Below are 25,544 nucleotides of genomic sequence, written 5' to 3'. Positions count from 1 at the left end.
CCTTGGCCGCCCCCTTGCCCTACTCGCCGCGTTTCAAACGATAGCCCACCCCGGGTTCGGTCACGATCAGCCGGGGTTCCGACGGGTTGGCCTCGAGCTTCTGGCGCAGTTGGTTGACGTAGACGCGCAGGTAAGCCGTATCCTCGACATGGGCCGGGCCCCAGATGTCGCGCAGGATCTGGCGGTGGGTCAGCACGTGATCGGCTTTTTCGGCCAGCAGGCGCAGCAGATCGTATTCCTTGCGCGACAGCCGCACCTCGTCGCCACCGCGCGTCACCACCCGGCGGGCGAAATCGAGCACCAGGGCGCCGATGGTCAGAACCTCGCCCGCCCCCTCCTCGCCCGAACCGGCGCGCGGGCGCAGGGCGGCGCGGATGCGCGCCATCAACTCGCCGATGCCAAAGGGCTTGACCACATAATCGTTGGCGCCGCGATCGAGGGCCTCGACCTTATCGGTTTCGCCCGAGCGCACCGAAAGCACGATGATCGGCACGGCGCTGGCCGTGCGGATCATGCTGATGGCGTCCTGGCCATCAAGATCGGGCAGCCCGAGATCGAGAACGACCAGATCGGGCGCCATCCCCGTCGCCAGCATCACGCCCTGTTCGGCGGTTTCCGCCTCCAGGACCTCATAGCCATTGGCCCCCAGGCTGATGCGCATGAATTTGCGGATCTGCGGTTCGTCATCGACCACCAGGATCTTCTGGGCCATCAAACCTTCTCCTCGGCGCCAAGCAGTTCGGGCTCGACCAGCAGCGGCAAGGTGATGACGATGCAGGTTCCGCAATCATTGATGCCGGGCTCGGCGGCGATCGTTCCGCCATGGGCCTCGACCAGTCCCCGGCAGATGGCCAGACCAAGGCCGGTGCCGGCGATCTGGGCATCCTGGGCCTTGACCCGGTAGAACATGTCAAACACCTGCTCGCGGTCGGCCTCGGGAATGCCCGGGCCCTGATCGCAGATCTCGACCACCACCTTGTCGCGGCGCGGCCGCCCCCAAACGGTGATGGCGCTGCCCGGCGGCGTGTATTTGCAGGCGTTGTCGATCAGGTTGAAGACCACCTGTTCCATCAGCACGGAATCAACGCACAGCAGCGGAAAATCATCGCTGAGGTCGATCCGCACCTTGCGCTGACCGATCAGCCGCTTGGCCCGTTCAAGGGCGCCGCCGACGATATCACGGAAATCGGCCCAATCGATCCGGGGCTTGAGGGCGCCGGCGCCCAGTTTGGTCATATCGAGCAGGTTCTGCACGAAGCGGTTCAGGCGCTCGGCCTCGTCCTGGATGGTCAGGGCCAATTCGCGTTCGGCGTCGTCGGACAGGGTGTCTTGGTAGTTCACCAGGGCGCTGGCCGAGCCCATGATCGAGACCAGCGGCGTGCGCAGATCATGGGACAACGACGACAGCAAGGCGGTGCGCAGGCGATCGCGCTCGCCGGCGACCCGCGCCGCCTCGATATCGGCGACCAGGGCGGTGCGTTCGATCGCCACCGCCGCCTGATCGGCCAGGGTTTCCAGCAACCGGGCCTCGCTGGGCGGGGGAATGCCGGCGCCGGCCATCTGCACCCCCATCACCCCCACCGGGCCGCGCACGGTTTTGAGCGGCAGGAACAGCCAGGGCGAGGTTGGCAGGGTGGCCGAACCGGCGCCGGCGCGGGTGCCGTGGGTCCAAGCCCATTCGGCGGCGGCGGCGGCCTTGTCGTCCAGGGTGTCCTCGGGCGGATAGCCGGCCTTGATCGCCAAACGGTCGTTTTCGGGCAAAAGGATCAGCGACTGGCCGTGAATGGTCGAGGCCACATGGTGGACCACCGCCCACAGCACGTCGTCCTGGGTGGCGGCGGCGGCGATCTTGCGGCTGAAATCATAAAGGGTGCCGGTGCGCCGGGCCGACAGCCGGGTCGCCTGAACCTGCTCGCGCAGCCGACTGCCCAGGTTCGACACGATCACCGCGGCGACCAGGAAGAACACCATGGTCAGGATGTTATGGGAATCGGTGATGGCCAGGGTCAGCCGCGGCTCGGTGAACAGGAACGAATAAATCAGGAAACTGAGCAGCGAGGCGAAGATCGACGGCGCGAGGCCAAGACGCATGGCGACCAGCAGCACGGCCATCAGATAGGCGACCGAGATGTTGGGCACGGGCATCCACATGTCGATCAGCACGCTAAAACCGGTGGCCAGGGCGACCGCCAGGGTGGCCAATCCATAGCCAAGCCAGTCCTTGGGCATGTCGCGGCGGATGCGGGCGATCGGCGAGGGGCTGGCGTTCTCGCGGCCGATGACGGTCACATTGAAGGCCTCGGCCCGGGCGAGCAGGGCCTTGGCCGTATCGCCGCCGCCAAACCAGCGCTGACGGTGGCGCCGAGGGCGGCCGATGATGATCTGGGTGATATTGCGGGCCTTGGCGAAAGACAAGACCTCGGCCACCACGTCATCGCCCTGAACCGTCGTCGCCTCGCCGCCCAGTTCCTCGGCCAGACGCAGGGCGCGGGCGATGCGGTCCTTCACCTCTTCCGACAGCGACAAGTGGCGGGCGGTTTCGATATAGACGGCGATCCACGGCGCCTGCCGGCGCTCGGCCGAACGCGCCGCCAGCCGCACGACGCTTTCGGCCGCCAGATCATCGCCGATACAGGCCATCAGCCGCTCGCGCGCCGGCCAGGGCCCCTGGATGGCGTGGGCGTGCATATAACTGATCATCTGGGCGTCGACGCGCTCGGCCGCCTGACGCAGGGCCATTTCGCGCAGCGCCGTCAGATTGCCGCGCGAGAAGAAGGCGTTGGCCGCCCGCCGCGCCTGATCGGGCACATAGACCTTGCCCTCCTCCAGGCGTTTGAGCAGATCCTCGGGCGCCAGATCGATCAGCTTGATCTCGTCGGCCTGCTGCAAAACGGAATCGGGCAGGGTTTCGCGGACCCGCACCCCGGAAATCCGCTCGACCACGTCGTTGAGGCTTTCCAGGTGCTGGACGTTCAGGGTGGTGTAAACATCGATGCCGACATCGAGCAGTTCCTGGACATCCTGCCAGCGCTTGAGATGGCGGCTGCCCGAGATGTTGGTATGGGCCAGCTCATCGACCAGGGCCAGGGCCGGCCGGCGGGCGAGAACGCCATCAAGGTCCATTTCCTCGAAGTCGCGGCCGCGATACTCGAGCGTGCGCTTGGGAACGACGTCCAGGCCATGGACCAGGGCCTCGGTCTCGCGCCGGCCATGGGTTTCGACCACCGCCACCGCCACGTCGACGCCATCGCGCGCCCGCTCGCGGGCGGCTTCAAGCATGGCGTAGGTTTTCCCCACCCCCGGCGCCGCCCCCAGGAATATCTTCAGCTTGCCCCGGCCTTCCCGGTGGGCTTCGGCCAGCAGGGCATCGGGCGAGGGGCGGTTTTCGCGATCAGCGGGGGCCATGGGTATCCTCGAAAGAGCGTCGGCCCGGGCGGAAAGGGCGTCCCCCTCCCCCCGAGCCGGACCTAACTCCAGATCAAACCGTCAGTGGGCCAGCGGAAACCGCTCGTCGAGCGCCAGATTGATCGCCAGAACATTGACCCTGGGTTCCCCCAGAATACCCAGTTGCCGGGGCGAGGTGAACTCATAGACCAGGGCGACCGCGCGCTGAAGATCAAGACCCCGGGCCTTGGCCACCCGGGCGGCCTGCCAGCGCGCCGCCGCCTGCGAGATATGGGGATCAAGGCCGCTACCCGAGGCGGTCACCAGATCGGCCGGAACCCCGCCGTAATTGCCCGGATTGGCCTCCTTGGCGGCGGTGATGCGGGCGGCGACCTGATCGACCAGCCCCTGATTGGTCGGCCCGAGGTTCGAGGCCCCGGAGTTATTGGCCTCATAGCCCGTACCGGCCATCGACGGACGGGGGTGGAAATAGGCCTCGCCGGTGAAGGCCTGGGCGATCAGGGCCGAGCCGATGACCGTGCCGCCGCGCTCGATCAGGCTGCCATTGGCCTGCTCGGGAAACAGAACCTGGGCCAGCCCGGTGACGGCCAAGGGATAGGCGACACCGGTCAACAGGGTGAGGGCGGCGAACAGAACCAGGGCGGGACGCAGGGTGCGCAGCATGGGAGCCTCCTCAGGCCAAACCGACGGCGGTGACCAGCATATCGATCACCTTGATGCCGATGAAGGGCGCGGCAAGGCCGCCCAGACCGTAGATCAACAGATTGCGCCGCAACAGATCGGCCGCGGCGGCCGGGCGATAGGCGACGCCTTTCAGGGCCAGCGGGATCAGGGCGATGATGACCAGGGCGTTGAAGATGATCGCCGAGAGAATGGCGCTTTGCGGGCTCGACAACCCCATGACGTTCAGGGCCTGAAGCTGGGGAAAGCTGGCCAGGAACAGCGCCGGGATGATGGCGAAATACTTGGCGACATCATTGGCGATGGAAAAGGTGGTCAAAGAGCCCCGGCTCATCAGCAGCTGTTTACCGATCATGACGATTTCGATCAGCTTGGTCGGATCGCTTTCCAGATCGACCATATTGCCGGCTTCGCGCGCCGCCTGGGTACCGGTGTTCATCGCCACGCCGACATCGGCCTGGGCCAGGGCCGGGGCGTCGTTGGAGCCGTCGCCGCACATGGCGACCAGCCGTCCCTCGGCCTGTTCCTTGCGGATCAGTTCCAGCTTGCGCTCGGGGGTGGCCTCGGCCAGCACGTCGTCAACCCCGGCCTCGGCGGCGATGGCGGCCGCGGTCAGCGGATTGTCGCCAGTGACCATCACCGTGCGGATGCCCATGTCGCGCAAGGTGGCGAAGCGCTCGCGGATGCCCGGCTTGACGATGTCCTTCAGATGGACCACGCCAAGGGCCCGATTATCGCGGGCGACGACCAGCGGCGTGCCGCCGCTTTTGGCGACGCGTTCGACGGCGGAGACCAGATCGCGCGCCGCCCCCGGTCCGCCATGGGCCTGAAGATAGGCGAGCACGGCGTCCGAGGCCCCCTTGCGGATTTCGCTATCGCCGAAATCGACGCCGCTCATCCGTGTTTGGGCGGTAAAGGGAATGAAGCGCATCGCCGTGCCCTCGCCCCCGGTGAAGCCGAAGCGCTGGCGGGCCAGGGCGACGATCGACTTGCCCTCGGGCGTCTGATCCTCCAGCGATGACAAGAAGGCGGCCTCGGCCAGATCGCGCTCGTTGATGCCCGAAACCGGCAGGAATTCGGCGGCTTGGCGGCTGCCCAGGGTGATGGTGCCGGTTTTATCGAGCAGCAGCACGTCGATATCGCCCGCCGCCTCGACCGCCCGGCCGGATTTGGCGATGACGTTGAAGGTGACCAGCCGGTCCATGCCGGCGATGCCGATGGCCGAAAGCAGGCCGCCGATGGTGGTGGGAATCAGGGTGACGAACAGGGCGAGCAGGAAGACCACCGGGATCATCGCCCCCGAGAAGGCGGCGAAGGCCGGCAGGCTGGCGACCACCAGCAGGAAGATCAGCGTCAATCCGACAAGCAAGATAGTCAGGGCGATTTCGTTGGGGGTCTTCTGGCGCTTGGCCCCTTCGACCAAATTGATCATGCGATCCAGAAAGGACTCGCCGGGATTGACGGTGATGCGCACGACGATGCGGTCCGACACCACCCGGGTGCCGCCGGTGACCGCCGAGCGATCGCCGCCGCTTTCGCGGATGACCGGGGCGGATTCGCCGGTGATCGGCGATTCATCGACCGTGGCGATGCCGACGATCACATCGCCGTCGCCGGGGATGACGTCGCCGGCTTCGCAGACCACCAGATCGCCGCTGCGCAAGCTGGCCGCCGAGACGCTTTGCTCGGCGGTGGCCGTCGGGCTGGAGAGCTTGCGCGCCAAGGTTTCGGTACGCGTCTTGCGCAAGGAGTCGGCCTGGGCCTTGCCCCGGCCCTCGGCCATCGCCTCGGCGAAATTGGCAAAGAGCACGGTGAACCACAGCCACAGGGCGATCTGCCCCTCGACGGCGACGGGGCCGAGGCCATGGATCAGGTCGCGCACGAACAGCACGGTGGAGAGCACAGCGACGACGGCGGTGACGAACATCACCGGATTGGCGATCAGGCTTCGCGGGTCGAGCTTCAAGACCGCGTTGCGGGCGGCGGGCACGACCAGGGCGCGCTCGAACAGCGCGGCATGCCTGGGGCGATGGATGCTCATGATGTCACCTCAGAAAAGGCTGCCCGATCTGAGCATAAGCTGCTCGAGGATCGGACCCAGGGCGAGGACGGGGAAATAGGTCAGGCCGCCGACGACGACGATCACCCCGACCAGCAGGCCGATGAACAGCCCGCCATGGGTGGGGAAGGTGCCGGCCGAAACCGGAACGATCTTCTTGGCGCCCAGGGACCCGGCGATGGCAAGAACGGGCAAGATCACCAGGAAGCGCCCGATCAGCATCGCCAGGCCGATCATCAGATTATGGGGGAAGACATTGGCGGCGAAGCCGGCAAAGGCCGAGCCGTTGTTGGCCGTTCCCGAGACATAGGCGTACAGCGCCTCGGTCAGGCCATGGGGGCCGGGATCTTGCACCGAGGCGGCCGCCTGGGGCCAGGTGAGCGCGACGGCGCCGAAGCCCAGGATGCACAGGGGCGGCACCAGCAGCGAGATCACCGCCAGCTTCATCTCGCGGGCCTCGATCTTCTTACCCAGATATTCGGGGGTTCGCCCAACCATCAGCCCGGCGATGAACACGGTGACCATGACGAAGATCAGCATGCCGTAAAGACCGGCGCCGACCCCGCCGAAGATCACCTCGCCCAGCATCATGTTGATCATCGGCACCATGCCCGCAAGCGGCATGAAGCTGTCATGCATGGCATTGACCGAACCGTTGGAGGCCGCCGTCGTCGCCACCGCCCAGATCGCCGAATTGGCCACGCCCAGGCGCACCTCCTTGCCTTCCATATTGCCGCCGCCGGCCTCGATGCCGGCGACGACCATCGCCGGATTAGCCGCGGATTCCTGCCAGAGTGTCACGCCAAGGCCGACGACGAACATCAAGGACATGGCGGCGAAAAGCGCCCAGCCCTGGCGGGTGTCGCCGACCATGCGGCCAAAGGTGTTGGTCAGACCGGCGGCCACCGCCAGCAGCAGAACCATCTCGATCAGATTGGACAGCGGCGTCGGGTTCTCGAAGGGATGGGCGGAATTGACCGAAAAGAAGCCGCCGCCGTTCGAGCCAAGCTGCTTGATCGCCTCTTGCGAGGCCACCGGCCCCAGGGCGATCACCTGGGAGCCGCCCTCGAGCGGCGCGGCCTGGACATAATCGCCAAGGGTTTGCGGCGCGCCCTGCCAAACCAGAACCAGGGCGGTGACGAAGGCGAGCGGCAGCAGCAGGTAAAGGACGGTGCGGGTGAGATCGACCCAGAAATTGCCGAGCGTGCGGGCCGAGCGCCGGGCGAAGCCGCGGATCAAGGCCACCAGCACGGCGATGCCGGTCGCCGCCGAAACGAAATTCTGCACCGTCAGCCCGACCATCTGCGAGAAATACGACAGCGTGCTTTCGCCGCCATAGGCCTGCCAGTTGGTATTGGTCACGAAGCTAACGGCGGTATTGAAGGCGAGATCGGGGGCGACGGCGCCCAGGCCCGCCGGATTGAGCGGCAACCAGCCCTGGACGCGCAAGATCAGATAGAGCCCAAGCAGGCCCGCCAGATTGAAGACCAGCATCGACAGCGCATAGGCCGCCCAATGCTGCTCCTCCTTGGGGCGCACCCCGCTTAGCCTGTACAGGCCGCGCTCGAGCGGTCCGAAGACCACCGAGAGCAAAACCCGCTCGCCGCTGAAAACCCGGGCCATATAGCCGCCGAGCAGCGGCGTCAGCCCAAGAATGATCGCGCAAAACAGAACGACCTGAAGAATGGCGTTGGCGTCCATGATCGGACCTTCATTCTAGAAAGTTTTTTTGGCGGACCCGGCCGGAGTCTCCCCCGCCGTTCTAAAATTTCTCGGGTCGGACCAGGACATAGCCGAGATACCCCAGCAGGCCCAAGGCCACCACGGCCCCCAGGATAAGGTCGAAAGCCATCGCCTTGTCCCTCACAACTGATCGCAGCCGCGCAGGAAAGCCGCGCAGCCGGCAAAAAAGACAACAATGATCGCCAGGAAGAAAACGTCCATGAAGCGGCTCCCGCACGAAAAGAAAGGATCCCCTTCCTTAGAACCAACGCCCATAAAGGCGCCACGCGGATTTAGACGCTTCGCATCAAGCCGGTATAAACGGCTCTTATCGGGGTAAGCGGGAAAGGGAGCGCGGAAGGCCCGCTTTGTGGGGATAAAAGGGGATTGGGGATAAAAGGGGTCAGACCCCTTTTATGGGGCACCGCGTCGTCTCCGCCTTCATCGGCACCGCCTTTGCCCAGGAAACCGCCACCGCCGCCCATGCCTAATGGCGCTAGGTCGCCGACCAACTGCGTCCCAAGGCGCGCAAACTGGCCGAACTGATGGATGAGGTCGAAATAGATGTCCTCACCTACATAGTCTTCCCGGCGCCCCACAGGGCCAAGCTGCACTCCACCAATCCCATTTGAGCGGGTCAACGGCGAAATCAAACGCAGAACCGAGGTCGTCGGCATCTTTCCAAACGAAAACGCCATCACCCGCCTGATCGGCACTATCCTCCTTGAGCAGAATGACGAATGAGTCGTCCAGAGAGCCCGCTACATGCCCCTGGAATCCGTCGCCCCCTTCGGCGATGATCCCATCATCGACTTGCCGCCCGTCGCGGCAGTATGATCAAACTGGCCACCCCTGCCGGAGATCAAATGGCGATACCGCTGTTACACCACTCGGCGGGACACGATCCGTTCGAGATCGGTGAGAATGCGCTCCGCCGCCTTGAGGATGCAGCCGGCCTCTTCTTCAGGCGCACAGATGGGTGCGGCGATCGTCTCCGCCGCCGCTGGCGTCATAAGGTTCATGAGATTGCTCTGGGATTGAGGTTTCAGGAAAAGGCCGGGGCAGACTCTCTCTTTCCCGCTCCCGGTCCACCCGTCCCGGAACAGCACTCTTGCTCTTTCCCTTTGCGAAGCGGCTACCTATATCTCGTTTGTAAGGCCGCCATGGGTCTCCAATCCTCACCGCAGGGACGATGTCTCTTGCGACCAACCTAGCGGACAGGGTGAGGCTTTACCACCGGCAGGCTGGAGCCGACCTGCCTTCTTCGATCCGATTGCCTAGTCGGGTCGAAGGACACGGTAATGAATGATCGACAGCGGGCGACGTGGCGTCGCCTTCTTACGTTCTTGATCTGGCTCCTGAAAATGATCTTGAACGGAGAACCGACGTTGTAGCCCAGAGAGCTCCCCTCCCAGAGGGGGGCTCTTCTTACTTCCTAAATATCGCAAACCTTGGCGAGCCGTTGCAGAGCGCGTGGCGATCGGGATCGATGACGACGCCGAATCTGCTGCGCTGGTCATATTCGGCATCCGGCACGAGATGGCGGCGCTTTTCCCGATCGAACTTGCCCCACCCCCACGCGTACCGCCAAGAGTGACGATGCATTCCCACTATGCCGGAATGCTGGTCCGACCTGATGGCGCTGATCACCACCCAGTCTTGCGCATGGCATTCGTGGAAGAGGCGCTAGGCCGTGTAGACGAATTTCGCTCAGAAAAGAATTGCCTATTTCCAAGGAAAATCTGTTGTGATTCATAGAACTCCGACCGGAAGGAGGAGTCGGAAGGATGTCCACGCAGATGAGCGAAGAGGACTGGGAGCACACGTTGATGGTGTTTCGCGCGTGCCTTCCGCGCCGAGGGCGCAAGGCCGCAGATGATCGGCGGTTTCTGGGAGTCTTGCATTTTTTCACGGTCGAGAACGTCCGTTGGCGGGCGCTTCCCAAGGAATACGGCAACTGAAATACCGCCTAAAAAGTGGTCTAAAAAGTGGTCAGACCCTTTTTTTATTTCATAAAAATAGACCTCATTATTCGTTTCCACAGCAAAACTCCCTAAGATTTTTGAAATTTATAGGGGACAGCTCTGGAGAATCACTTGTAAACTTTTTCAAAAGTGGCAGCACATCCAAACGTAACACCAGCCTGCTCATTCATGGATTCTCGGCAACCGGTCCGGCCGACGCCTCGATCTTGATTGGCCAGTTCGACGCCCTGGCCGGCTTGCTCATCCAGGCCTTCCCGGCGGAGGCGGAGCGTTGGTTGGATCTGGCGGCACAGGTGCCCCCCCGCCTCGGTCAAGCCCCATGACCACCCTTTACGTCACCCAGCCCGGCTCGGTCGTGCGCTCCGAAGGGGGATCGCTGACGGTTTGGGTGGAGACCGAGGCCGACGATCCCGGCCCCAATGACTCGCCCGTGCGCCGCAAACGTCTGGCCTCGGTCGAACCCCACCGGCTGGAAAGCCTTGTTCTTCTTGGCTTCACCACCATCACCGCCAATGCCATGCGCCTGTGCATGGCCAATAAGATCGCCGTCTCGCTTCTTGACGGCGGCGGGGGATTGGCCGCCCGCGTCGTGCCACCCGAGGCCCGCTCGGCCGACCTGCGCCTGCACCAATACGCCCTTCACTTGGACCCGCCCGAGCGGCTGATCCGCGCCCGCGCCGTCGTCACCGCCAAATTGCGCAATGCGGCGGCGGTTCTGCGCGGCATCCGCAGCAATCAGGCCTCCAGCGCCGCTTTGGCCAGCGCGATCACCCAAACCGAGGCCAGCGCCGAGGCGGCGGCGGCGGCCGTTTCGGCGGAAAGCCTGCTGGGAATCGAAGGCAATGGCGCCCATCAATATTTCGCCGGTCTGCGCACGGCCTTCGTCGGTGGCATTCCCTTTCTTGGACGGGCCCAACGCCCACCCCCCGACCCGGCCAATTCCCTGCTGTCCTTTGGCTATGTCTTGCTGGGCAATCGGCTGACCGGCCTGCTGGAAGCCCGGGGTGTCGATCCCTGCCTGGGCTTCTTTCACGATCTGCGACCGGGACGGCCGTCGTTAGCCCTGGATCTGCTGGAAGAACTGCGCCACCCGGTGGTTGATCGCCTGGCCCTGCGGATCTGCAATCTGCGCAAGATCCAGCCCCAGCATTTCGAACCCGACGCCGAGCGCCCGGGCGGAGTCAAACTCACGGTCGACGGCCGCAAGATCTTTCTGGAGGAATGGGAAGGCCACCTTGCCCGCCCCTTGCGCGAACCGGGCGTGGCCGCCGAGCACCGCCTTGACGTGCACCGCCTGCTTCAGCGTCAGGTCGACCGTCTGGTCAGCGACCTGCGCGGCGGCGAACCCTATCGCCCGTTCCGCTTTGGCACCAGCCGCCCGGGCTGACCCGGCCGAACCAGGAAAGAGCCAAACGATGGTTTGGTGGGACGATCCCGACGACGCCTTCTGCGAAGATCCCTTCGATCCCGAAGGAGATTACGGCGCCTTGCAGGTGGGGAAACAGCCGATGAACCGCTATGTGATCTGTTATGACATCGTCGATGACAAACGCCGGCTCAAAGTCGCCAAATGCCTTGATAGCTATGGCAGCCGGGTTCAGTTCAGCGTGTTCGAAGTGCTGGTGTCCAAGCCGCTGATGACCCGCATGGTCCGCGAACTGGGCGCGCTGATCAACGCCAAAACCGATCGCATCAGTATTTACCCCCAATGCGCGACCTGCGACGCCCGCCGCACCGATCTGGGCGCCACCGTTGAAAAGCCGGTTCACGAACCGTGGATCATCGTTTAAACTGCCCCCATTGCGTGAGTCGTAACCTCAAAAACCACCCAAAAACCCCTTAGGTTACGACTCAGGCCAACTGTTTGAAATCGTTTATAAAATGTGAAAACCTTCTGCTTAAGAAGGGTCTTTTCGCCCCCTAAAAACACCCCGTCCGCCGAGGTTACGACAAACCACCCTGTAACCCATTGAATAATAGAGCCTTTTAGAACCGGCTCTCGCACCCTATGCCCCGCCATCGAGGGGACTGAAACCCCTTCCAGGAAAGCCTGGGCGCGAGCGCCCCGGACGTCTCGCACCCTATGCCCCGCCATCGAGGGGACTGAAACCCGCGAAAGTCGGGATCATCGGGGCGAAGAACAAGCTGGTCCTCGCACCCTATGCCCCGCCATCGAGGGGACTGAAACGGGAACCCCAGCTTAACGAGGCCGCTCTTGGCGTTGTAGCTCGCACCCTATGCCCCGCCATCGAGGGGACTGAAACATCGGGGCGGTAATCCTGCGCACCCTTCGCCATGTCAACCTCGCACCCTATGCCCCGCCATTGAGGGGACTGAAACATCAGCAAGGAAAACTCGGTGGGGGTTTCAGTTTGCGGCTCGCACCCTATGCCCCGCCATCGAGGGGACTGAAACGCGGTCCCGTCCGGCCGAAGGATGGTGGCGTGCAAGGGCATATCCTCGCACCCTATGCCCCGCCATCGAGGGGACTGAAACGTGTTCCAGAGGCCGGAGGGTGGAGGGAGCTATCCCAATCCTCGCACCCTATGCCCCGTCATCGAGGGGACTGAAACTGGATTACTCCCGAACGGCAAGGGGATGTAAAAAAGGGGTCAGACCCCCTTTCTCTCCTTTGACCCCCTTTCTCTCCTTTCTCGCCTTTCTCTCTGGGGTGTGGAACGCCTTGCCCAGGGCGGGCCGGGAAACACTCCCCCCTTGTCAACCAAATCGGGTGGACGGCATACTGGCTGATGCTTGGCTTTGATCCCATTGATTGGATGGCGGTTCCCGGCTCGTTGGCGAACGACTTGCAACGGCGGTTGCGCGGGGTTGTGGTGTCGCCGCGCCGGCTGTCTTTGCTGACGCCGGGCGTGAACGCCACCATTCCCATGCTGCGCGGGGTCTGGGGATGCGCCCTGCATGACCGCGACCGGGAAACCTATGCCACGGTGTTCGAGGGTCTGGGGCCCGATGGCGATCCCAGTGACCGGCGGCCGCTTTATGTGTTGCGCCCAGCCCCGGCCGACCCGCGCGACGCCCCGGCCCTGGAGTGGATCAGCCTGGGCGGCGCCCTGGCCCACGACAGCGTGTTGCTCGACGCCTGGATGGATGCGGCCGACCGTGGCCTTGGACCGCGCCGCCACCCTTTCGGATTTCGCGCGATGCGCCACCTGCGCGCCGATGGGTCCTGCGGGGGCGTAGCGCCCGCGGCGCTGCCGCTGGCTCCCCTGCCCTGGCCGCTGGCCGGTCCCCCGGCCGACACGCCCTGCCGGCTGACGTTCCATGTGCCTTTGCGCCTGATGCGCAAGGGGCGGCTGATCCTTTGCCCGACGCTGGGCGATATCGTCGCCGTCGGCCTGCGCCGTTTGGCCGATCTGGCGGGCAGCGCCGCCGAGGGCGAAGCCCTGCGCGCCCTGCAACCCGCCCTGCTGGAAACCGCCCATGCCGTGGCCGTTCGCCCTTGGCAGGGGGAAAGCGCCATCTTGCAGCGCTATTCCGCCAATCAGGGCGAGATTGAAATGAATGGCGTGCGGGGAACCCTGGCGTTTCCCTTCGGTCCCGGGGCCCTTTGGCCGCTGCTGGTCGCCTTGAGCTGGGTTCACCTAGGCAAAGGCACGGTCTTTGGCCTGGGGCAGCCGATCCTCGAAGACCTGTAAGCGGGATCGGGCCGGCGACCGTGGCGGGGAAAAACCCGGCCATTTCGTTCGCTTATTCCCCTCGAGCATGATTTTAAAGAAAAAAACCACCTTCCCTAGCCAGACTTTCGGTATCACGCTACAGTGATTTGCTGGTTTCAACCGATGGAACAGGGAGGGCCGAGACCCCATGGCGCGACTATTGTGCCGTGTCGAAGGCGTCAATTTTGGCGCGACCGTCTTCGACACCAATGATCTTTCAACCATCCGGGGCGCCTCCCTAGCCCTTCTCGCCCTTCCCGAAACCGTCTCCGCGGCCCTTCCGTCCGACGCGATGCTTCTTTACGCCGGGGCCTCCCAATGCGCCCATATCGTCGACACAGCGCTCTCGGCGGACGCCCTTGCGGCGACGGTAACCAAGGCCCTGGCCGCCGCCGATGGCCCTCTGGCCCATCTGACCACGGTGGTCGATGTCGTCGCCATTAAGGGCGGCGACGAGATGGACGCCTTGAACCGGGCCGAGGCCCGCAACCACGCCCGGCAGTTCCGGCAATGGACCCTCGACCCCCTGCCCTTCACCGCCGACGCCAAGGATGTCGGCGCCCTGGAAGGCGCGCGGCCGGGGACCGTTTCTTCGATCCTGCCCAAGGGGAAGGGCGCCCCCCTCCTTGATCCCGAGGCCGCCGCGACCGGCGGACAGCCCGACCGTCCGCTGTCGGAGGCCGTGAACGCCAAGCGACGTCATGGCAGCAGAAAAGCGCGTCAGGGCTTTTTCACTAGCCAATTGGCGGAGCAAGCCGATGCCATCCTGGGACGCGGCCCCGACCGTTTGGCGTTCACCGACAGTCTTCAAGATATGGTCGAGGGCGCGCCGGCGACCATTCCCCCCTCGGCCCGGGGCAAGGTGGCGGTCGTCTACGCCGATGGCAATGCCTTTGGCAAAGCCCGCAAAAAGGCCGGGGTCGAAGTCTTCTCCCGGCAGCTTGGCGCCTTGCGCAAAACCCTGTTGAAGGAAATCCTGCGCTGGTTCGCCGCCGGGGCGAGAACCCCGGCCCTGGCGCCCCTCTTCGCCGTCGACGACGGGGCTCAACGCCACCTGCGGCTGGAGACCCTGCTGTGGGGCGGCGACGAGGCCCTGTTCGCCATGCCGTCCTGGCTGGCCCTGCCCTTCGCCCGGGGGGTCTTCAAGGTCACCGAGGGGTGGTCGATCGAAGGCCAGCCCCTGACCCACGCCATGGGCATCGTCATCGCCGACCGTAAAACCCCCATCCGCCAATTGACCGCCCTGGCCCACGCCTCGGCGGATCTGGCCAAGGCCGCCGGCCTCAACGATCGGTCGAGCTTGACGGTGGACGTGTTTGAAAGCCTTGCCCCGCCCGACGAACCCGACGCTCTGGGCGAGGCCCGCGAAACGCGGTTCGGCACGCCCGGCGAAGGGGCTTTGGCCCGGGTCTTGGCCTTTCCGGCGACGGCGGACGACCTGGACACCCTGTTCAAACGGCTGGGCACCCTCAAGGGAACAAAACAGGACGAGGGCTTCCCCAGAAGCCAGATCTACGCCGCCCTGCGCGCCGTCACCGCCAAGGGGGCGCGACCCCTGGACCCGGTAGCCGAGGACTTGGCCTATGCGGTTCTGAACGACCACGACTTGCGCACGGGCCAGGACGCGATGAATCCCGTCAACCATCGGCTGCCCGCCATCGGGGGCCGCCCCTTGGCCGTCGACCTCGTCTTGCTGACCACCCTGTGGGACTACCTCCATTTCGAAGAGGCCAACCCGCCCGCCTTCCCCGAAGATCAGAGGGGGAACCCCTGATGACCATGGCCCGTTATCGCTTCGACCTCCGCCTTTGCGTTCGCTCGCCGTTCTTGTTTCGCGGCCTGACCACGGCGGCCTTGGGACTGGACGCCAGCGCCCTGCGCGATCCGGCGGGGCGCCCGCTTATTCCCGGCGACCAGATCCGCGGCGTTCTCAAGGAAGCCCTTGGCGACCTGCCCGAAACCGTGGTTCCAAAGGAAGGAGCCCTGTCCATCGACTGCCTCTTCGGCCGCAAAAGCGCCCGGGAGGACGAAGTTGGCGCGGCCAACCTGCCCGCCCGGCGCCGCATCCATTTCACCGATCTGGTGGGCGTGGACATGGTCGGCGATCCCACCGACAAAACAGCGCCACGCCTCGGCCTTGACGGAAAGGGCGCCATTCACACCCGTATCGCCCTTGATGGCGAAAGCGGAACAGTGAAGACCGGCGCCCTCCAGGTCATTGAACTGGTCGCTCCCATGGGAGCGGCGGTGACCTTCAAGGGGACGATCACCGTTTTCGCCCCCCGGAACAGCGGGGAAAGCCTCACCGCCCTGTTGCGCAAGGCCCTTGCCCTCGTCGGATCCATCGGCGGATTGAAAAGCCCAGGTTTCGGGGAAGTGCTTGCCCAACGCTCCTCCCTCACCCTGAGCGAAACCAGCCCTCTGGCGGCGGTCGCCGCCAAAGACGGTCCCAGCGGGCGCAAGCGCCTGAGCGTCACTTTCGATCGCCCCCTTTTGGTCGATACGGAGCGGCTGGCGGCCAATGTGGTGGCCGGCGCCGCAGTGATTCCTGGAACCGTCTTCAAGGGTGCTCTCGCCGACCGGCTGGCCCTTGGACAAGGCGCGCCGGAAGACGCGCCCGACATTGGCGGAGATTTGGGTGAAGCCCTGAGCGGCCTATCGCTGAGCCATGCCTACCCCCTGGACAAGGACGGGCGCCGTCTCTGCCGCCCGCTCCCCCTGTCCCTGGTCGCGGCGAAAGGGGAAGGGGACATCCTGCTGGGCGACGCCCTGGACCTTGGCGATGGCGAAGGGGCTTTCCTGAACGGCCATCCCGCCCTGTTTCAGGGGGATTGGAAGCCCGAGGTATTCGCCCCGGCCCTGCGCGCCGCCGGCTATCCACAGGGGAGCGCGCCTCCCAGGCTCGCCCGCACCCATACGGCCATCGATCCGAAAACCGGAACGGCGGCGGAAAGCATGCTGTACACCACCTTGCTCCGCGCCGTTTCCTCGCCCGACGACACCCCCCACTTTTGGGGGCTCGAGGTCGATACCTCCGGCCTGACGGGGCGGGCCGCCCAATTGGCCGAGGGCCTGATCGCCCTGATGCTGACGGACGGACTGGATGGCCTGGGCGGCACCGGGGCGACCGCCACCTTCACGCTTCAAGAAGATTCGCCCCCCGCCGCCCTGGCGGAAATCCATGGCAAGCCCGGCCATTACGCCCTGTTGCTGGAAACACCCGCGGTGCTCTTCCACCCCAAAGAGGCTTGGCCGGAACAGGGCGTGGGCAAGGATCCCCGCACTCTTTACGGCGCTTATTTCGCAACCCATGTCCCCGGCGCCCGCCTCAAGGGCTTTTTCGCCTCCCAGCGCTTGGCGGGGGGCTATATCGCCCGGCGCCGCCGCCCCTATGGCATCACCGGGTATTTCCCCTTCGTCCTTACCGAGGCCGGATCCATCTTCGAGTTGGAAGTGACCGACGCGGTAGGTCGGGCGGCCCTGGAGACGATCCTGGCGCGGGGCTTGCCCCACGCGCCCCTGGATGGATCGCCCCCAACGTGGCGAACCTCGCCCTATCTGCCGGAAAACGGCTATGGCCGCGTGTCCACCACTTATCTGTCCCAACCGGCCCAGGCCCAACTGAGGGGGGCGGTCACCCATGTCTAGGCTGCGTTTCGACATCGAGGGCAAAGTGACCGCCCTCTCCCCTTTGCATGTCGGCACCGGGGACTTCACCACCATAGAGGGGCTCTCCGGCAAAGCCGGAGCCAATGCCGCCCCCCAGGTCGCCCGCATCGCCCGCGACGCCATGGCTCGCCCGATGATTCCCTCCACGGCGCTCAAAGGCGTGCTGCTGACCCTGGCCAGGAGCCTTGTCGATGTATCGGACGAGACCCTTGAGGCGTTGTTTGGAACGATCAAGGCCGAGACCGGCGCCGACGACGAGCCCTCGGGCCGCATGGGCGCGGTGACGGTGTTCTCCGCCTATCGGGTGAGCGAGGCGGTGGATGTGTCTTGCTATCCCTATGGCAGAGACGGTTGCTTCGTCGCCGCCCGGACCAGTATCGACGGCGCCAGCGGCGTGGCGGCGAATGCCAAGCTGTTCCACCAGGAAATGGTCGCCCCCGGCACCACCTTCGGCTTTCGCTGCCGGATCGAGGCGCGGGGCGCGGCCGTGGCCTCGGCCAAGGGCCATCTGGAGGCCCTGCTCCCCATCCTTTCGGCCCTGACCGACGAAAACGGCGTTCCTGTGGGCAAAGGCCAAGCCGATGGCTTCGGCCGCCTGCGCCTGGATGGAAAATCCCTTAAGATCAGCCAATGGTCCCTGGATGGGGAAGGCCGCTACAAGGATAAGCCTCACCCCGTGGCCCTTAAGGCCGCCAAACGTCGCAAGGTTGATGGACGCTGGCGGCTGGGCCTGACCTGCGAGGGGCCTTTCGCCGTGCTTGACGGCTCCTATCAATCCAACAAGGGCAAGCGGGACAAATCCGACAAGGAGCCCAACGCCCGCGCCCAAAGCGCGGGAAAAAACCTGCCGCTGATCCTGGGAAGCAGCCTGTCGGGAGCCCTGCGCTCCCGGGCGGTCTGGCTGGAGAACCTGCGCCGCCACCGGGCGGGCGCCCCCTTGCTCGATCTGGCGGACAATGAGACGCCCCATGCGGTCAACCGCCTGTTCGGCCGCACCGATTTTCGCGGGCTCTTGGCGATCGAGGCCTTGACCGTGACCAAGGCCACGGAAAAGCCCTTCACCTCGGTAAAAATCGACCGTTTCTCGGGGGCGCCGATCGATAACGCCCTGGTCACCACCCAAGCCTTCATCGGCGTGCGGGCGGTGGTGACCCTGGCCCTTGAGGCCCGGGGCGAGGCACGCGCGACCGAAGCGGACCGCATGCTGCTTGCCACCCTGATCGATGACCTGCGCGACAATGGCCTGATGCTGGGACATGGGACGAACAAGGGATTCGGCTGGTTCGATGTGACGACGGAGGAAATCAATGGATAGGGATCGCACCAGGGATATCGCGCTCGCGGTTGCCCAATTCACCAAGCGCTACCCCGCAAACCCGGTCGATGACCTCTATGAACTGCCGGCCTTCGGAGAGTATGACGAGGATTATGTCGAGGAGATCGCCCAGGCCGCTCTTGCTCGTCTGGCCCCCCCACCCTCCCGCCGGACTATTCCAGGCAAACCCCAGAAGAGCATTACCCGACCCCACCCGGAAGACCCCGATAGTAAGAAAAAAGCCAAGATAACGGCGCCTTTCCGCTTTGTCGGATTGGCCGAAACGGTTGTCCAGGCCGATGGCCCCACCGACATTAAGGTCCCCCTCGACGGAGGTGTCTGCGCCACCATCGATGTGGAGTGGGCCGTGGAATCCCCGCTGCTCATCGGCGAGGACGACAAAGGTATCGTCTCGCCGATGAAGCTGTCCGGGGACGGCCCCGAGGCCCGCTATATCATCCCCGGCGCCACCTTGAGGGGGCTGACACGCGCCGCCGTCGAGATCGTCGCCCATGGCCGCCTGGGCTTCGTCAATGCCCATCACCGCTATGGCGTCCGCGACTTCGAACACCGCCATTATGGCGCGGACTCCGGGATCTCCAATGTGGCCAACGTCAAGGCGGGATGGCTGGAATGCACCGGCGACGTGGAGGATCCGGACGCCTCGGTCTGGACCCTATCGCCCGTGGAAAACTGGTCCCACATCCCTATCGACACGGTACTCGCCCTGATTAAGAACAAGGGCGGCGACCGCTTCAAATGGATCGGCATGTCCCTGGAAGATAAATACTCCGCCTCGGGGCAGAAAGTCACCGGCGGCGAATTTGATTTCACCCGAACCGTAACCCTGTCCCCACCCCGGACCCAGTCTATTGACGTTAAAGGAAACACCTTTTCTCGCGAGATTTGTGCCGCTGGCCAGGGCCTAGAGGGCGTTCTGGTCTTCTCCGATAAAGTGCCCTTCGTCTCACGGCCGAAAAATGAGGCCGAAGACAAAATGAAAAAATACGAATACGTTTTCCATGGCGCGGTCGGTGCTCCCCATCCCCTCCACCCAAGCGATGTCGCCGCCTTCCAACGCCTGAATTCCACGCCGTCGGACAACAAGCCCACCCCCACCGGGACTTACAAAAAGCTGCTTCCAACCCTCAAGGCGAGGCGGCGTGTGCCGGTCTTCTACGTCGGCGAGTTGCCCGCATCCAACGACAAGGACCACCCCCAGCGCGCGCCAAAGGAGTTCTTTTTCGGCTTCACCCGCCTGTTCAAAATTCCCCACACCCAATCCGTGGGAGAGGTTCTCAAGGAAAGTCGCCCGAATCATTGGATCACCGAAGGGCAGGACCATAGTCCGGATTTCGTTGAAGACCTGTTTGGCTATGTCATTGAGCCAAAGCAGCTTGGCTACGCGGCCGAGGAGCGGACCGATGTCAAGGCCGTCGCCCGCCGCGGGCGCGTCGCCTTCTCCATGGCCAAAATCAATCCGCGCCAGACCCCCAAGGTCACGGAAAAGATCACCACGGTGATGATGGCGCCCCGGGCCTCTTTCGCCCCCTTCTATCTTGCCGCTTTGGGCCACCCCGGGGAACTGGACTATAGCGCGCCCGAGAAGTCGGTCACCCTGGCCGGGCGCAAGCGTTACCTTCCCCGGTTCACCAAGGGCGGTTCTTCCACCGTGAGTGCGGTTTCGGCCAGGGCGGAGGAGCAGCGCAGCCGTTTGCAGGCGAACAACGCGGATGTGGTCAGCACCCTGCGCTTCCTGACCCCGCCGGCCGCCGGCGACGACCTGCTGTTCACCAGTCGGATCCGTCTGACCAATGTGACACCGGTGGAACTGGGCGCGGTGCTGTTCGCCCTCACCCATGGCGGCGACCCGGCCAAGCCCTATCGGCATATGATCGGCCGGGGCAAACCCTTCGGCGCCGGGCAAACCCGGATCAACGCCGCGCGCCTGACCGTGACCGCCAATGACACCAAGGCGGAGGCCCTGATCCAACCGCCGGAAGGCGACGACCTGGTGGCGGAAAACGGCCTGCGCGGTTTCTGCCCAGCGCCCCAACCCAACCGGCCCAGCCATGCCCACCGACCGTTTTTAAAGGCGTTCGAAACGCACATGCGCCAAGCCTTGAAGCAGCCCGCTTTCCCCGCAGTGCCCGCCATCCAGGAATTCCTCGGGGCGTCCGATCCGAAGATCACCGAACAAATCGGCGCCGATCGCTTGGACTACATGCCCTTGGATAGCTTCAACAAGGTCCGTTACGCTTTCAAACGTCACAAGGACGGCTCCTCCCATCCGGCGGACATCCGCCCGGGCAATGGCAAGGCCATGGGCACGGCGCCCCCCAAGCGCCTGCTTCCCGCGCCCATCCCAAAGAAGGCTCCGTAACCCCAAGGTCGCGGGATCGAACTTATCTGCTCAAGGCGGCGGCTGTCAGGGGAAAGGGGGGTGTTCCGCAGCCTATTCCCCCCTATGCCGCAGGCCTTGAGAGACCGGCGAACGTTTCGTCACAGCGCTCGGCGAACAGGCGGATGTCCTTGTCGGTGACGATCAGCGGCGGTAGCACGCGGGTTACGGTGTCGCCTGCGGCGATCGTCAGCACCTTCGCCCGCGCGCGCAGCGCTTCGACGATTTCCGGCGATGGCCGCGTGGTTTTGAGACCGAGCATCAGGCCGCGCCCGCGCACCTCGACAAGGAGGTCGGGATAACGCCCGGCCAGCTCTTCCAGCAGCCCGCGCAGCAAAGCGCTCTTGCGGCGGATTTCCGCGAGCACCCCATCGTCCATCACGATGTCGAGCACCGCATTGGCGACGGCTCCGGCAAGCGGATTTCCGCCAAAGGTCGAACCATGCGCGCCGGGCCTCATGCCGAACGCCGCACCGCGGGTGGCGAGGCAGGCGCCGATCGGGAAGCCGCCGCCGAGGCCCTTGGCCAGACTCATGATATCGGGGACGACGCCGGCTTCCTGATGGGCGAAGAGATGGCCGGTGCGGGCCATGCCGCACTGTATTTCATCGAAGATCAGCAAAAGGCCGCGTTCGTCGCAAAGCTCGCGAAGCTGGCGCAAGAAGCCGTGGCTCACCGGCCGAATGCCGCTTTCCCCCTGAATGGGTTCGATCATAAGGGCGGCGGTCCGTGGCCCGACGCGGGCGCGGACCGCCTCGATGTCTTCAAGCGGGCATTGGTCGAAGCCATCGACCGCGGGGCCAAAGCCATCGAGATATTTCCGGTTGCCGCCAGCGGCCATCGTGGCCAGCGTTCGCCCGTGAAAGGCGCCGTCAAAGGTGATGATGCGCCAGCGCTCGGGACGGCCATGGGCGTCGTGGTGGCGCCGGGCGATCTTGATCGCGCATTCATTGGCTTCGGCCCCGGAGTTCGCAAAGAACGCGACGTCGGCGAAGCAGGCGGCCGTCAGGCGCTCGGCCAGTCTCTCCGCTTCGGAAATCCGATAGACATTCGACAAGTGCCAAAGCTTGCGGCCTTGCCGTTCCAACGCCCCAACCAGATGCGGATGGGAATAGCCCAGGGCGTTAACCGCGATGCCCGCGCCGAAATCAAGATAGCGCTCGCCATTGGCCGCGACCAACCAAGCCCCTTCGCCATGGTCGAACAGCACGGATGCCGGTGAAAACACCGGAAGAAGCGCATCGCTCATGCTACGTCCCCCCTGCCCAGGGCGGAAGGGTCGGGTCGCGCCGCCTGTGCCAGTTCTCGCCAACGCGGGAATTCCTGACGGATCGCGACGAGCGCCGCGACAAGGGTGTCCTCGTCCTCATCGGTATGAAGCGGGGTTGGCGTGATGCGCAGCCGTTCGGTCCCGCGCGGCACGGTCGGGTAGTTGATCGGCTGAATATAGATCCCATGCTCGACCATGAGCCGGTCGGTTATCGCTTTGGCCAGCGCCGCATCGCCGATCATCACCGGCACGATATGACTGGGGCTGGGCAGAGCCGGGATGGCGTTCGCCTGCATCTTCGCCTTGAGCGAGGCCGTTCGCCTCGCCAGGGCCCGCCGGGGCGTATCGTCTTCCTTCAGGTGATGCAGGGCGGCACGAATGCCGGCGACGACGCAGGGCGGCAAGGCCGAGCTGAAAATGAAGCCGGGCGCGAAACCGCGAACGAAATCGACCGCCTCGAGGCTGCCGGCGATGTAGCCGCCCATTGCGCCGAAGCCCTTGCTGAGCGTCCCTTGAAACATGTCGATGCGATCGAGAAGACCATCCCGCTCGGCGATGCCGGCACCCCGCGCGCCGTAAAGGCCGACGGCATGAACTTCATCGACATAGGTGAACGCAGTGTGCTTTTCGGCGAGGTCGCAGATCGCCTCCATCGGCGCGAAGTCGCCATCCATGGAATAACAGCTCTCAAAGCAGATCAGCTTGGGCCGATGGGGGTCAACGGAGGCGAGTTGGCGTTCAAGATCATGCCAGTCGTTGTGGGCGAACACCCGCTTCTCCGCGCCCGAGCGGCGAATGCCCTCGATCATCGAGGCATGGTTCAAAGCGTCGGAAAAGATCACGCAGCCGGGCAGAAGGCGGCCGAGGGACGACAGCGCGGCATCGTTCGCGACATAGCCCGATGTGAACAGCAAGGCCGATTGCTTGCCGTGCAGGTCGGCAAGCTCGCGTTCGAGCAAGACATGTTCGTGGCTGGTGCCCGAGATATTGCGCGTGCCGCCGGCGCCGGCGCCATAGTGTTCTAACGCGCCAAGCGCCGCGGTAATGACATCGGGGTGGACGCCCATCGACAGATAGTCGTTCGAGCACCAGATGGTGACGCGCTTGCCGGTCCGATGATCGAGCGCGTGAATGCCGCTCCGCGTTTCCCGTTCAAGGTCGGCGAAAACGCGATAGCGTCCCTCCCGGTGTAACTGCGTCAGCTCATTGGTGAAGAAATCTTGATAATTGAACAGGGTCATTGTGAAGTCTCCTTGCAGGCGGGGCCAAGGGTTGTGATGGCTCTGGCGAGCTGCATTTCGTGTTCGCCCGCCGCCATGGTCTGTTGAAGAACGTCAAGCACGCTGGTCGCGGCATGGCACGCGGCTTCGACCAGCGTATGGCCGCGGGCGAGTTTGGCCGTCAGCAGGCCGGTGTAGAGATCGCCTGTCCCGGCCGGCGCCAGCGGCAGGCGCGGCGATGTCAGCCGGGTGTGGGTCTTGTCGTCGAAAACGATATTCTCCAGCGCGCCGTCGGGCGTATCGGAGAGCGCGCAGCCCGTGACGACCAGCCGCGCTCCGCGCGGCGCCCGTATTTTCAGAACGGCCGCCTCAAGCTCACGCCACGTCGATAGCGGCCGACCGGCGATCAGCCCGACCTCGAATTGGTTGGGCGTCAGCAGATCGGCCAGGGGGATCAGGTCATCGCACAGGCACGAGACCACCTGATCGGCCACGAAGACACCAAGAGCGGCATCTCCCATGACGGGATCGCAGATATAGGTGATGTCGGGGTTGAGCCGCCTTGCCCGTTTGACGAAAGAGGCCACGACTTCGCCGTTGGCGCGGGAGCCGAGATAGCCCGAGACGATATAGCCGCTCGTTTCGATCAACCCGCGTTCCTCGACCCCGCGCAACAGATCCCCAACCAGTTCCGACTCCAGCACCCGGCCGCGCACGGTCTCGAAGCCGGGATGGTTGGAAAGCAGCGTCGTCGGCACCGCGGCGACGGTCACCCCATGGCCCTGCATCGGCAAGACGGCGGCGCTGTTGCCGACATGCCCATGCACGACTTGGCTTTGGATCGAGATGATGGACGGCGTTGGCGACATCGGCCGGGTTTTCACTTCGCGGCTCCTTCGCTCACCGGCAGGTCGGCGGGCTCGCGGCGTGGCAGGCGACCGTTGAGGACGAGATAGGCGACGAGACCGATCAGCAGGCCCCAGAACGCCCCGCCGATGCCGAGCAGTTTGATGTTGGCGGCGGAGGCGAGGAAGGTGATCAGCGCCGCCTCGCGCGAGGTCGGGTCGGCCATCGCCGCCGCAAGGCTGCCGCCGATGGTGCCAAGAAGGGCCAGACCGGCGAGCGCGGTGATGAAGGTCGCCGGAAACGCCATGAAGACGGCGGCCAGCGTCACGCCGAACACGCCGACCAGCCCATAGAAGAAGCCTGCCGCGATGCCGGCGATCCAGCGCTTCGACGGATCTTCATGGGCTTCCCTGCCCGTGGCGATCGCCGCCGTGATGGCGGCGATGTTGAAGGCATGGGAGCCGAAGGGGGCCATGAGGAGCGAGCCGAGCCCGGTCACGGTCACGATGGGATTGGCGCTGGTTTTGAAGCCATCGTTCCGTAAGACCAGCATCCCCGGCATATATTGGCCGGTCAGCGTAATCAGGAACAGCGGCAGGGCAACGGACAGCAGCGCATTCACCGAGAATTCCGGCATGGTGAAGACCGGAGCCGCGAATTCCAGCGTGAGCCCCGACAGATCAACCCGGCCTTGCATCAGCAGGAAGGCAAGCCCGAGAAGCAGAATGCCAACCACGGCGTAACGGGCGGAGACGCGCTTCAAGGCGACATAGGCGACGATCAGCAGGCCGACCAGCAATGGATCGACGCTCGCGCCGCCGAAAGCGCCGATACCGAATTGCAGCAGGATGCCGGCCAGCAGACCCGAGGCGATGCCGGGCGGAATCAGGCCGATGACCTTCTCGAAATACCCCGACAGGCCGAGCGCGACGAAGGCCGCCGCCGAGATCATGTAGGCGCCGACCGCCTCCGCATAGGGCGTCGTCGCCAGGGCGGTGACGAGAAACGCCGCCGCCGGAGTGGACCAAGCGGTGATAATCGGCTCGCGATAGCGCCAGCTCAGGAACAGCCCCGTCACCCCGACGCCGATGGAAACCGACCAGACCCAAGAGACCGTGACGTCAGGGTCGAGGCCGGCGACCTGCGCCGCCTGAAAGACCAGAATGAAGGTGCCGCCATAATTGACGATGACGGAGATCAGACCCGCCACGATGGGATGGGTAAGATCGTTGAGGCGAAGGGATGCTGAGCTGGATGGCATGGCTGTGACGAAACCCCTGAAGGTCTGAGCCGC

20 protein-coding genes, 1 pseudogene and 1 CRISPR repeat array are annotated in these 25,544 nt (G+C 64.7%); of the genes and pseudogenes, 10 read left to right on the top strand and 11 right to left on the bottom strand.

Annotated features, from left to right (window positions below):
* Window positions 1-19: 19 nt before the first annotated feature.
* From RRU_RS06070 to kdpF, 6 genes are all read right to left on the bottom strand, one after another.
* Window positions 20-712, bottom strand: a complete 693-nt coding sequence (locus RRU_RS06070) for a response regulator (RefSeq protein ID WP_011388914.1) — start codon at window positions 710-712, stop codon at window positions 20-22.
* On the bottom strand, window positions 712-3,405 hold the full coding sequence (locus RRU_RS06065; RefSeq protein WP_011388913.1) for a sensor histidine kinase: 2,694 nt from the start codon (window positions 3,403-3,405) through the stop codon (window positions 712-714). Before RRU_RS06065 ends, RRU_RS06070 begins: the two co-directional genes overlap by 1 nt.
* Window positions 3,406-3,486: 81 nt before the next feature.
* On the bottom strand, window positions 3,487-4,068 hold the full coding sequence (gene kdpC / locus RRU_RS06060) for a potassium-transporting ATPase subunit KdpC (RefSeq protein WP_011388912.1): 582 nt from the start codon (window positions 4,066-4,068) through the stop codon (window positions 3,487-3,489).
* 10 nt (window positions 4,069-4,078) lie between these two features.
* Window positions 4,079-6,127 (bottom strand): potassium-transporting ATPase subunit KdpB, encoded by a 2,049-nt coding sequence (gene kdpB, locus RRU_RS06055; protein WP_011388911.1) that lies wholly within the window; start codon window positions 6,125-6,127, stop codon window positions 4,079-4,081.
* Window positions 6,128-6,136: 9 nt separating this feature from the next.
* The gene (kdpA, locus tag RRU_RS06050; RefSeq protein WP_011388910.1) at window positions 6,137-7,846 is read right to left on the bottom strand and encodes a potassium-transporting ATPase subunit KdpA; all 1,710 of its coding nucleotides are present in this window, start codon (window positions 7,844-7,846) and stop codon (window positions 6,137-6,139) included.
* 61 nt (window positions 7,847-7,907) lie between these two features.
* Window positions 7,908-7,997: a K(+)-transporting ATPase subunit F gene (gene kdpF / locus RRU_RS06045; protein ID WP_081467691.1), complete on the bottom strand. Its 90-nt coding sequence runs from the start codon at window positions 7,995-7,997 to the stop codon at window positions 7,908-7,910.
* A 289-nt stretch (window positions 7,998-8,286) separates the two neighbouring features.
* On the opposite strand from kdpF, the pseudogene RRU_RS06040 reads away from it, so the two are divergent.
* A pseudogene (locus RRU_RS06040) lies at window positions 8,287-8,704 on the top strand (transposase); the annotation flags it as partial.
* Window positions 8,705-8,748: 44 nt separating this feature from the next.
* On the opposite strand, the gene RRU_RS06035 reads toward RRU_RS06040, so the two are convergent.
* Complete coding sequence (locus tag RRU_RS06035; RefSeq protein ID WP_158308120.1) at window positions 8,749-8,889, bottom strand: hypothetical protein; 141 nt, start codon at window positions 8,887-8,889, stop codon at window positions 8,749-8,751.
* Window positions 8,890-9,666: 777 nt separating this feature from the next.
* Here RRU_RS06035 and RRU_RS06030 point away from each other — a divergent pair.
* The 9 genes from RRU_RS06030 (at window position 9,667) to RRU_RS05990 (ending at window position 20,896) form a co-directional block, all read left to right on the top strand.
* On the top strand, window positions 9,667-9,828 hold the full coding sequence (locus RRU_RS06030; protein WP_158308119.1) for a hypothetical protein: 162 nt from the start codon (window positions 9,667-9,669) through the stop codon (window positions 9,826-9,828).
* On the top strand, window positions 9,795-10,175 hold the full coding sequence (locus tag RRU_RS06025; protein ID WP_162470588.1) for a hypothetical protein: 381 nt from the start codon (window positions 9,795-9,797) through the stop codon (window positions 10,173-10,175). The genes RRU_RS06030 and RRU_RS06025 overlap by 34 nt, the downstream gene beginning before the upstream one ends.
* Window positions 10,172-11,239 (top strand): CRISPR-associated endonuclease Cas1, encoded by a 1,068-nt coding sequence (cas1, locus tag RRU_RS06020; protein WP_014626110.1) that lies wholly within the window; start codon window positions 10,172-10,174, stop codon window positions 11,237-11,239. The genes RRU_RS06025 and cas1 overlap by 4 nt, the downstream gene beginning before the upstream one ends.
* A 28-nt stretch (window positions 11,240-11,267) precedes the next feature.
* Window positions 11,268-11,642, top strand: coding sequence for a CRISPR-associated endonuclease Cas2 (gene cas2 / locus RRU_RS06015; protein ID WP_011388908.1), 375 nt, complete (start codon window positions 11,268-11,270; stop codon window positions 11,640-11,642).
* 208 nt (window positions 11,643-11,850) lie between these two features.
* Window positions 11,851-12,425: direct repeats of the CRISPR family, unit length 37 nt; unit sequence CTCGCACCCTATGCCCCGCCATCGAGGGGACTGAAAC.
* A 177-nt stretch (window positions 12,426-12,602) separates the two neighbouring features.
* On the top strand, window positions 12,603-13,508 hold the full coding sequence (gene cas6 / locus RRU_RS06010) for a CRISPR system precrRNA processing endoribonuclease RAMP protein Cas6 (protein WP_011388907.1): 906 nt from the start codon (window positions 12,603-12,605) through the stop codon (window positions 13,506-13,508).
* A 169-nt stretch (window positions 13,509-13,677) separates the two neighbouring features.
* Window positions 13,678-15,303, top strand: a complete 1,626-nt coding sequence (locus RRU_RS06005) for a hypothetical protein (RefSeq protein ID WP_011388906.1) — start codon at window positions 13,678-13,680, stop codon at window positions 15,301-15,303.
* A complete protein-coding gene (locus RRU_RS06000) occupies window positions 15,303-17,177 on the top strand; it encodes an RAMP superfamily CRISPR-associated protein (RefSeq protein WP_011388905.1) in 1,875 nt (624 codons plus the stop codon). Before RRU_RS06005 ends, RRU_RS06000 begins: the two co-directional genes overlap by 1 nt.
* Window positions 17,170-18,513 (top strand): RAMP superfamily CRISPR-associated protein, encoded by a 1,344-nt coding sequence (locus tag RRU_RS05995; protein ID WP_011388904.1) that lies wholly within the window; start codon window positions 17,170-17,172, stop codon window positions 18,511-18,513. Before RRU_RS06000 ends, RRU_RS05995 begins: the two co-directional genes overlap by 8 nt.
* Window positions 18,506-20,896 (top strand): TIGR03986 family type III CRISPR-associated RAMP protein, encoded by a 2,391-nt coding sequence (locus RRU_RS05990; protein WP_011388903.1) that lies wholly within the window; start codon window positions 18,506-18,508, stop codon window positions 20,894-20,896. The genes RRU_RS05995 and RRU_RS05990 overlap by 8 nt, the downstream gene beginning before the upstream one ends.
* An 82-nt stretch (window positions 20,897-20,978) precedes the next feature.
* Here RRU_RS05990 and RRU_RS05985 read toward each other — a convergent pair whose 3' ends face one another.
* From RRU_RS05985 to RRU_RS05970, 4 genes are read right to left on the bottom strand one after another with little or no spacing between them, the layout of a single operon-like run.
* Complete coding sequence (locus tag RRU_RS05985) at window positions 20,979-22,163, bottom strand: aspartate aminotransferase family protein (RefSeq protein ID WP_011388902.1); 1,185 nt, start codon at window positions 22,161-22,163, stop codon at window positions 20,979-20,981.
* Window positions 22,160-23,425: a 5-aminolevulinate synthase gene (hemA, locus tag RRU_RS05980; RefSeq protein WP_011388901.1), complete on the bottom strand. Its 1,266-nt coding sequence runs from the start codon at window positions 23,423-23,425 to the stop codon at window positions 22,160-22,162. The genes RRU_RS05985 and hemA overlap by 4 nt, the downstream gene beginning before the upstream one ends.
* Window positions 23,422-24,288 (bottom strand): pyridoxal kinase, encoded by an 867-nt coding sequence (gene pdxY / locus RRU_RS05975; protein ID WP_014626109.1) that lies wholly within the window; start codon window positions 24,286-24,288, stop codon window positions 23,422-23,424. Before pdxY ends, hemA begins: the two co-directional genes overlap by 4 nt.
* Entirely contained in the window at window positions 24,285-25,511 is a 1,227-nt protein-coding gene (locus tag RRU_RS05970) for a benzoate/H(+) symporter BenE family transporter (RefSeq protein ID WP_011388899.1), read from the bottom strand. The genes pdxY and RRU_RS05970 overlap by 4 nt, the downstream gene beginning before the upstream one ends.
* Between the last annotated feature and the right edge of the window lie 33 nt (window positions 25,512-25,544).

This window comes from Rhodospirillum rubrum ATCC 11170 (assembly GCF_000013085.1).
Lineage (GTDB): Bacteria > Pseudomonadota > Alphaproteobacteria > Rhodospirillales > Rhodospirillaceae > Rhodospirillum > Rhodospirillum rubrum.
Note: the sequence above shows the minus strand (reverse complement) of the source record. Positions and strands in the feature narration are given on the sequence as shown.

What these genes read in the sequence shown, in the direction of transcription:
- hemA (WP_011388901.1), bottom strand. Translation starts at nt 23,425, where the DNA reads ATGACCCTGTTCAATTATCAAGATTTCTTCACCAATGAGCTGACGCAG.
- kdpB (WP_011388911.1), bottom strand. Translation starts at nt 6,127, where the DNA reads ATGAGCATCCATCGCCCCAGGCATGCCGCGCTGTTCGAGCGCGCCCTG.
- RRU_RS05970 (WP_011388899.1), bottom strand. Translation starts at nt 25,511, where the DNA reads ATGCCATCCAGCTCAGCATCCCTTCGCCTCAACGATCTTACCCATCCC.
- cas1 (WP_014626110.1), top strand. Translation starts at nt 10,172, where the DNA reads ATGACCACCCTTTACGTCACCCAGCCCGGCTCGGTCGTGCGCTCCGAA.
- RRU_RS06030 (WP_158308119.1), top strand. Translation starts at nt 9,667, where the DNA reads ATGAGCGAAGAGGACTGGGAGCACACGTTGATGGTGTTTCGCGCGTGC.
- RRU_RS06065 (WP_011388913.1), bottom strand. Translation starts at nt 3,405, where the DNA reads ATGGCCCCCGCTGATCGCGAAAACCGCCCCTCGCCCGATGCCCTGCTG.
- cas2 (WP_011388908.1), top strand. Translation starts at nt 11,268, where the DNA reads ATGGTTTGGTGGGACGATCCCGACGACGCCTTCTGCGAAGATCCCTTC.
- RRU_RS06005 (WP_011388906.1), top strand. Translation starts at nt 13,678, where the DNA reads ATGGCGCGACTATTGTGCCGTGTCGAAGGCGTCAATTTTGGCGCGACC.
- RRU_RS05990 (WP_011388903.1), top strand. Translation starts at nt 18,506, where the DNA reads ATGGATAGGGATCGCACCAGGGATATCGCGCTCGCGGTTGCCCAATTC.
- kdpA (WP_011388910.1), bottom strand. Translation starts at nt 7,846, where the DNA reads ATGGACGCCAACGCCATTCTTCAGGTCGTTCTGTTTTGCGCGATCATT.
- RRU_RS05995 (WP_011388904.1), top strand. Translation starts at nt 17,170, where the DNA reads ATGTCTAGGCTGCGTTTCGACATCGAGGGCAAAGTGACCGCCCTCTCC.
- cas6 (WP_011388907.1), top strand. Translation starts at nt 12,603, where the DNA reads ATGCTTGGCTTTGATCCCATTGATTGGATGGCGGTTCCCGGCTCGTTG.
- RRU_RS06035 (WP_158308120.1), bottom strand. Translation starts at nt 8,889, where the DNA reads ATGAACCTTATGACGCCAGCGGCGGCGGAGACGATCGCCGCACCCATC.
- kdpC (WP_011388912.1), bottom strand. Translation starts at nt 4,068, where the DNA reads ATGCTGCGCACCCTGCGTCCCGCCCTGGTTCTGTTCGCCGCCCTCACC.
- kdpF (WP_081467691.1), bottom strand. Translation starts at nt 7,997, where the DNA reads ATGGCTTTCGACCTTATCCTGGGGGCCGTGGTGGCCTTGGGCCTGCTG.
- RRU_RS06070 (WP_011388914.1), bottom strand. Translation starts at nt 712, where the DNA reads ATGGCCCAGAAGATCCTGGTGGTCGATGACGAACCGCAGATCCGCAAA.
- RRU_RS06000 (WP_011388905.1), top strand. Translation starts at nt 15,303, where the DNA reads ATGACCATGGCCCGTTATCGCTTCGACCTCCGCCTTTGCGTTCGCTCG.
- RRU_RS05985 (WP_011388902.1), bottom strand. Translation starts at nt 22,163, where the DNA reads ATGAGCGATGCGCTTCTTCCGGTGTTTTCACCGGCATCCGTGCTGTTC.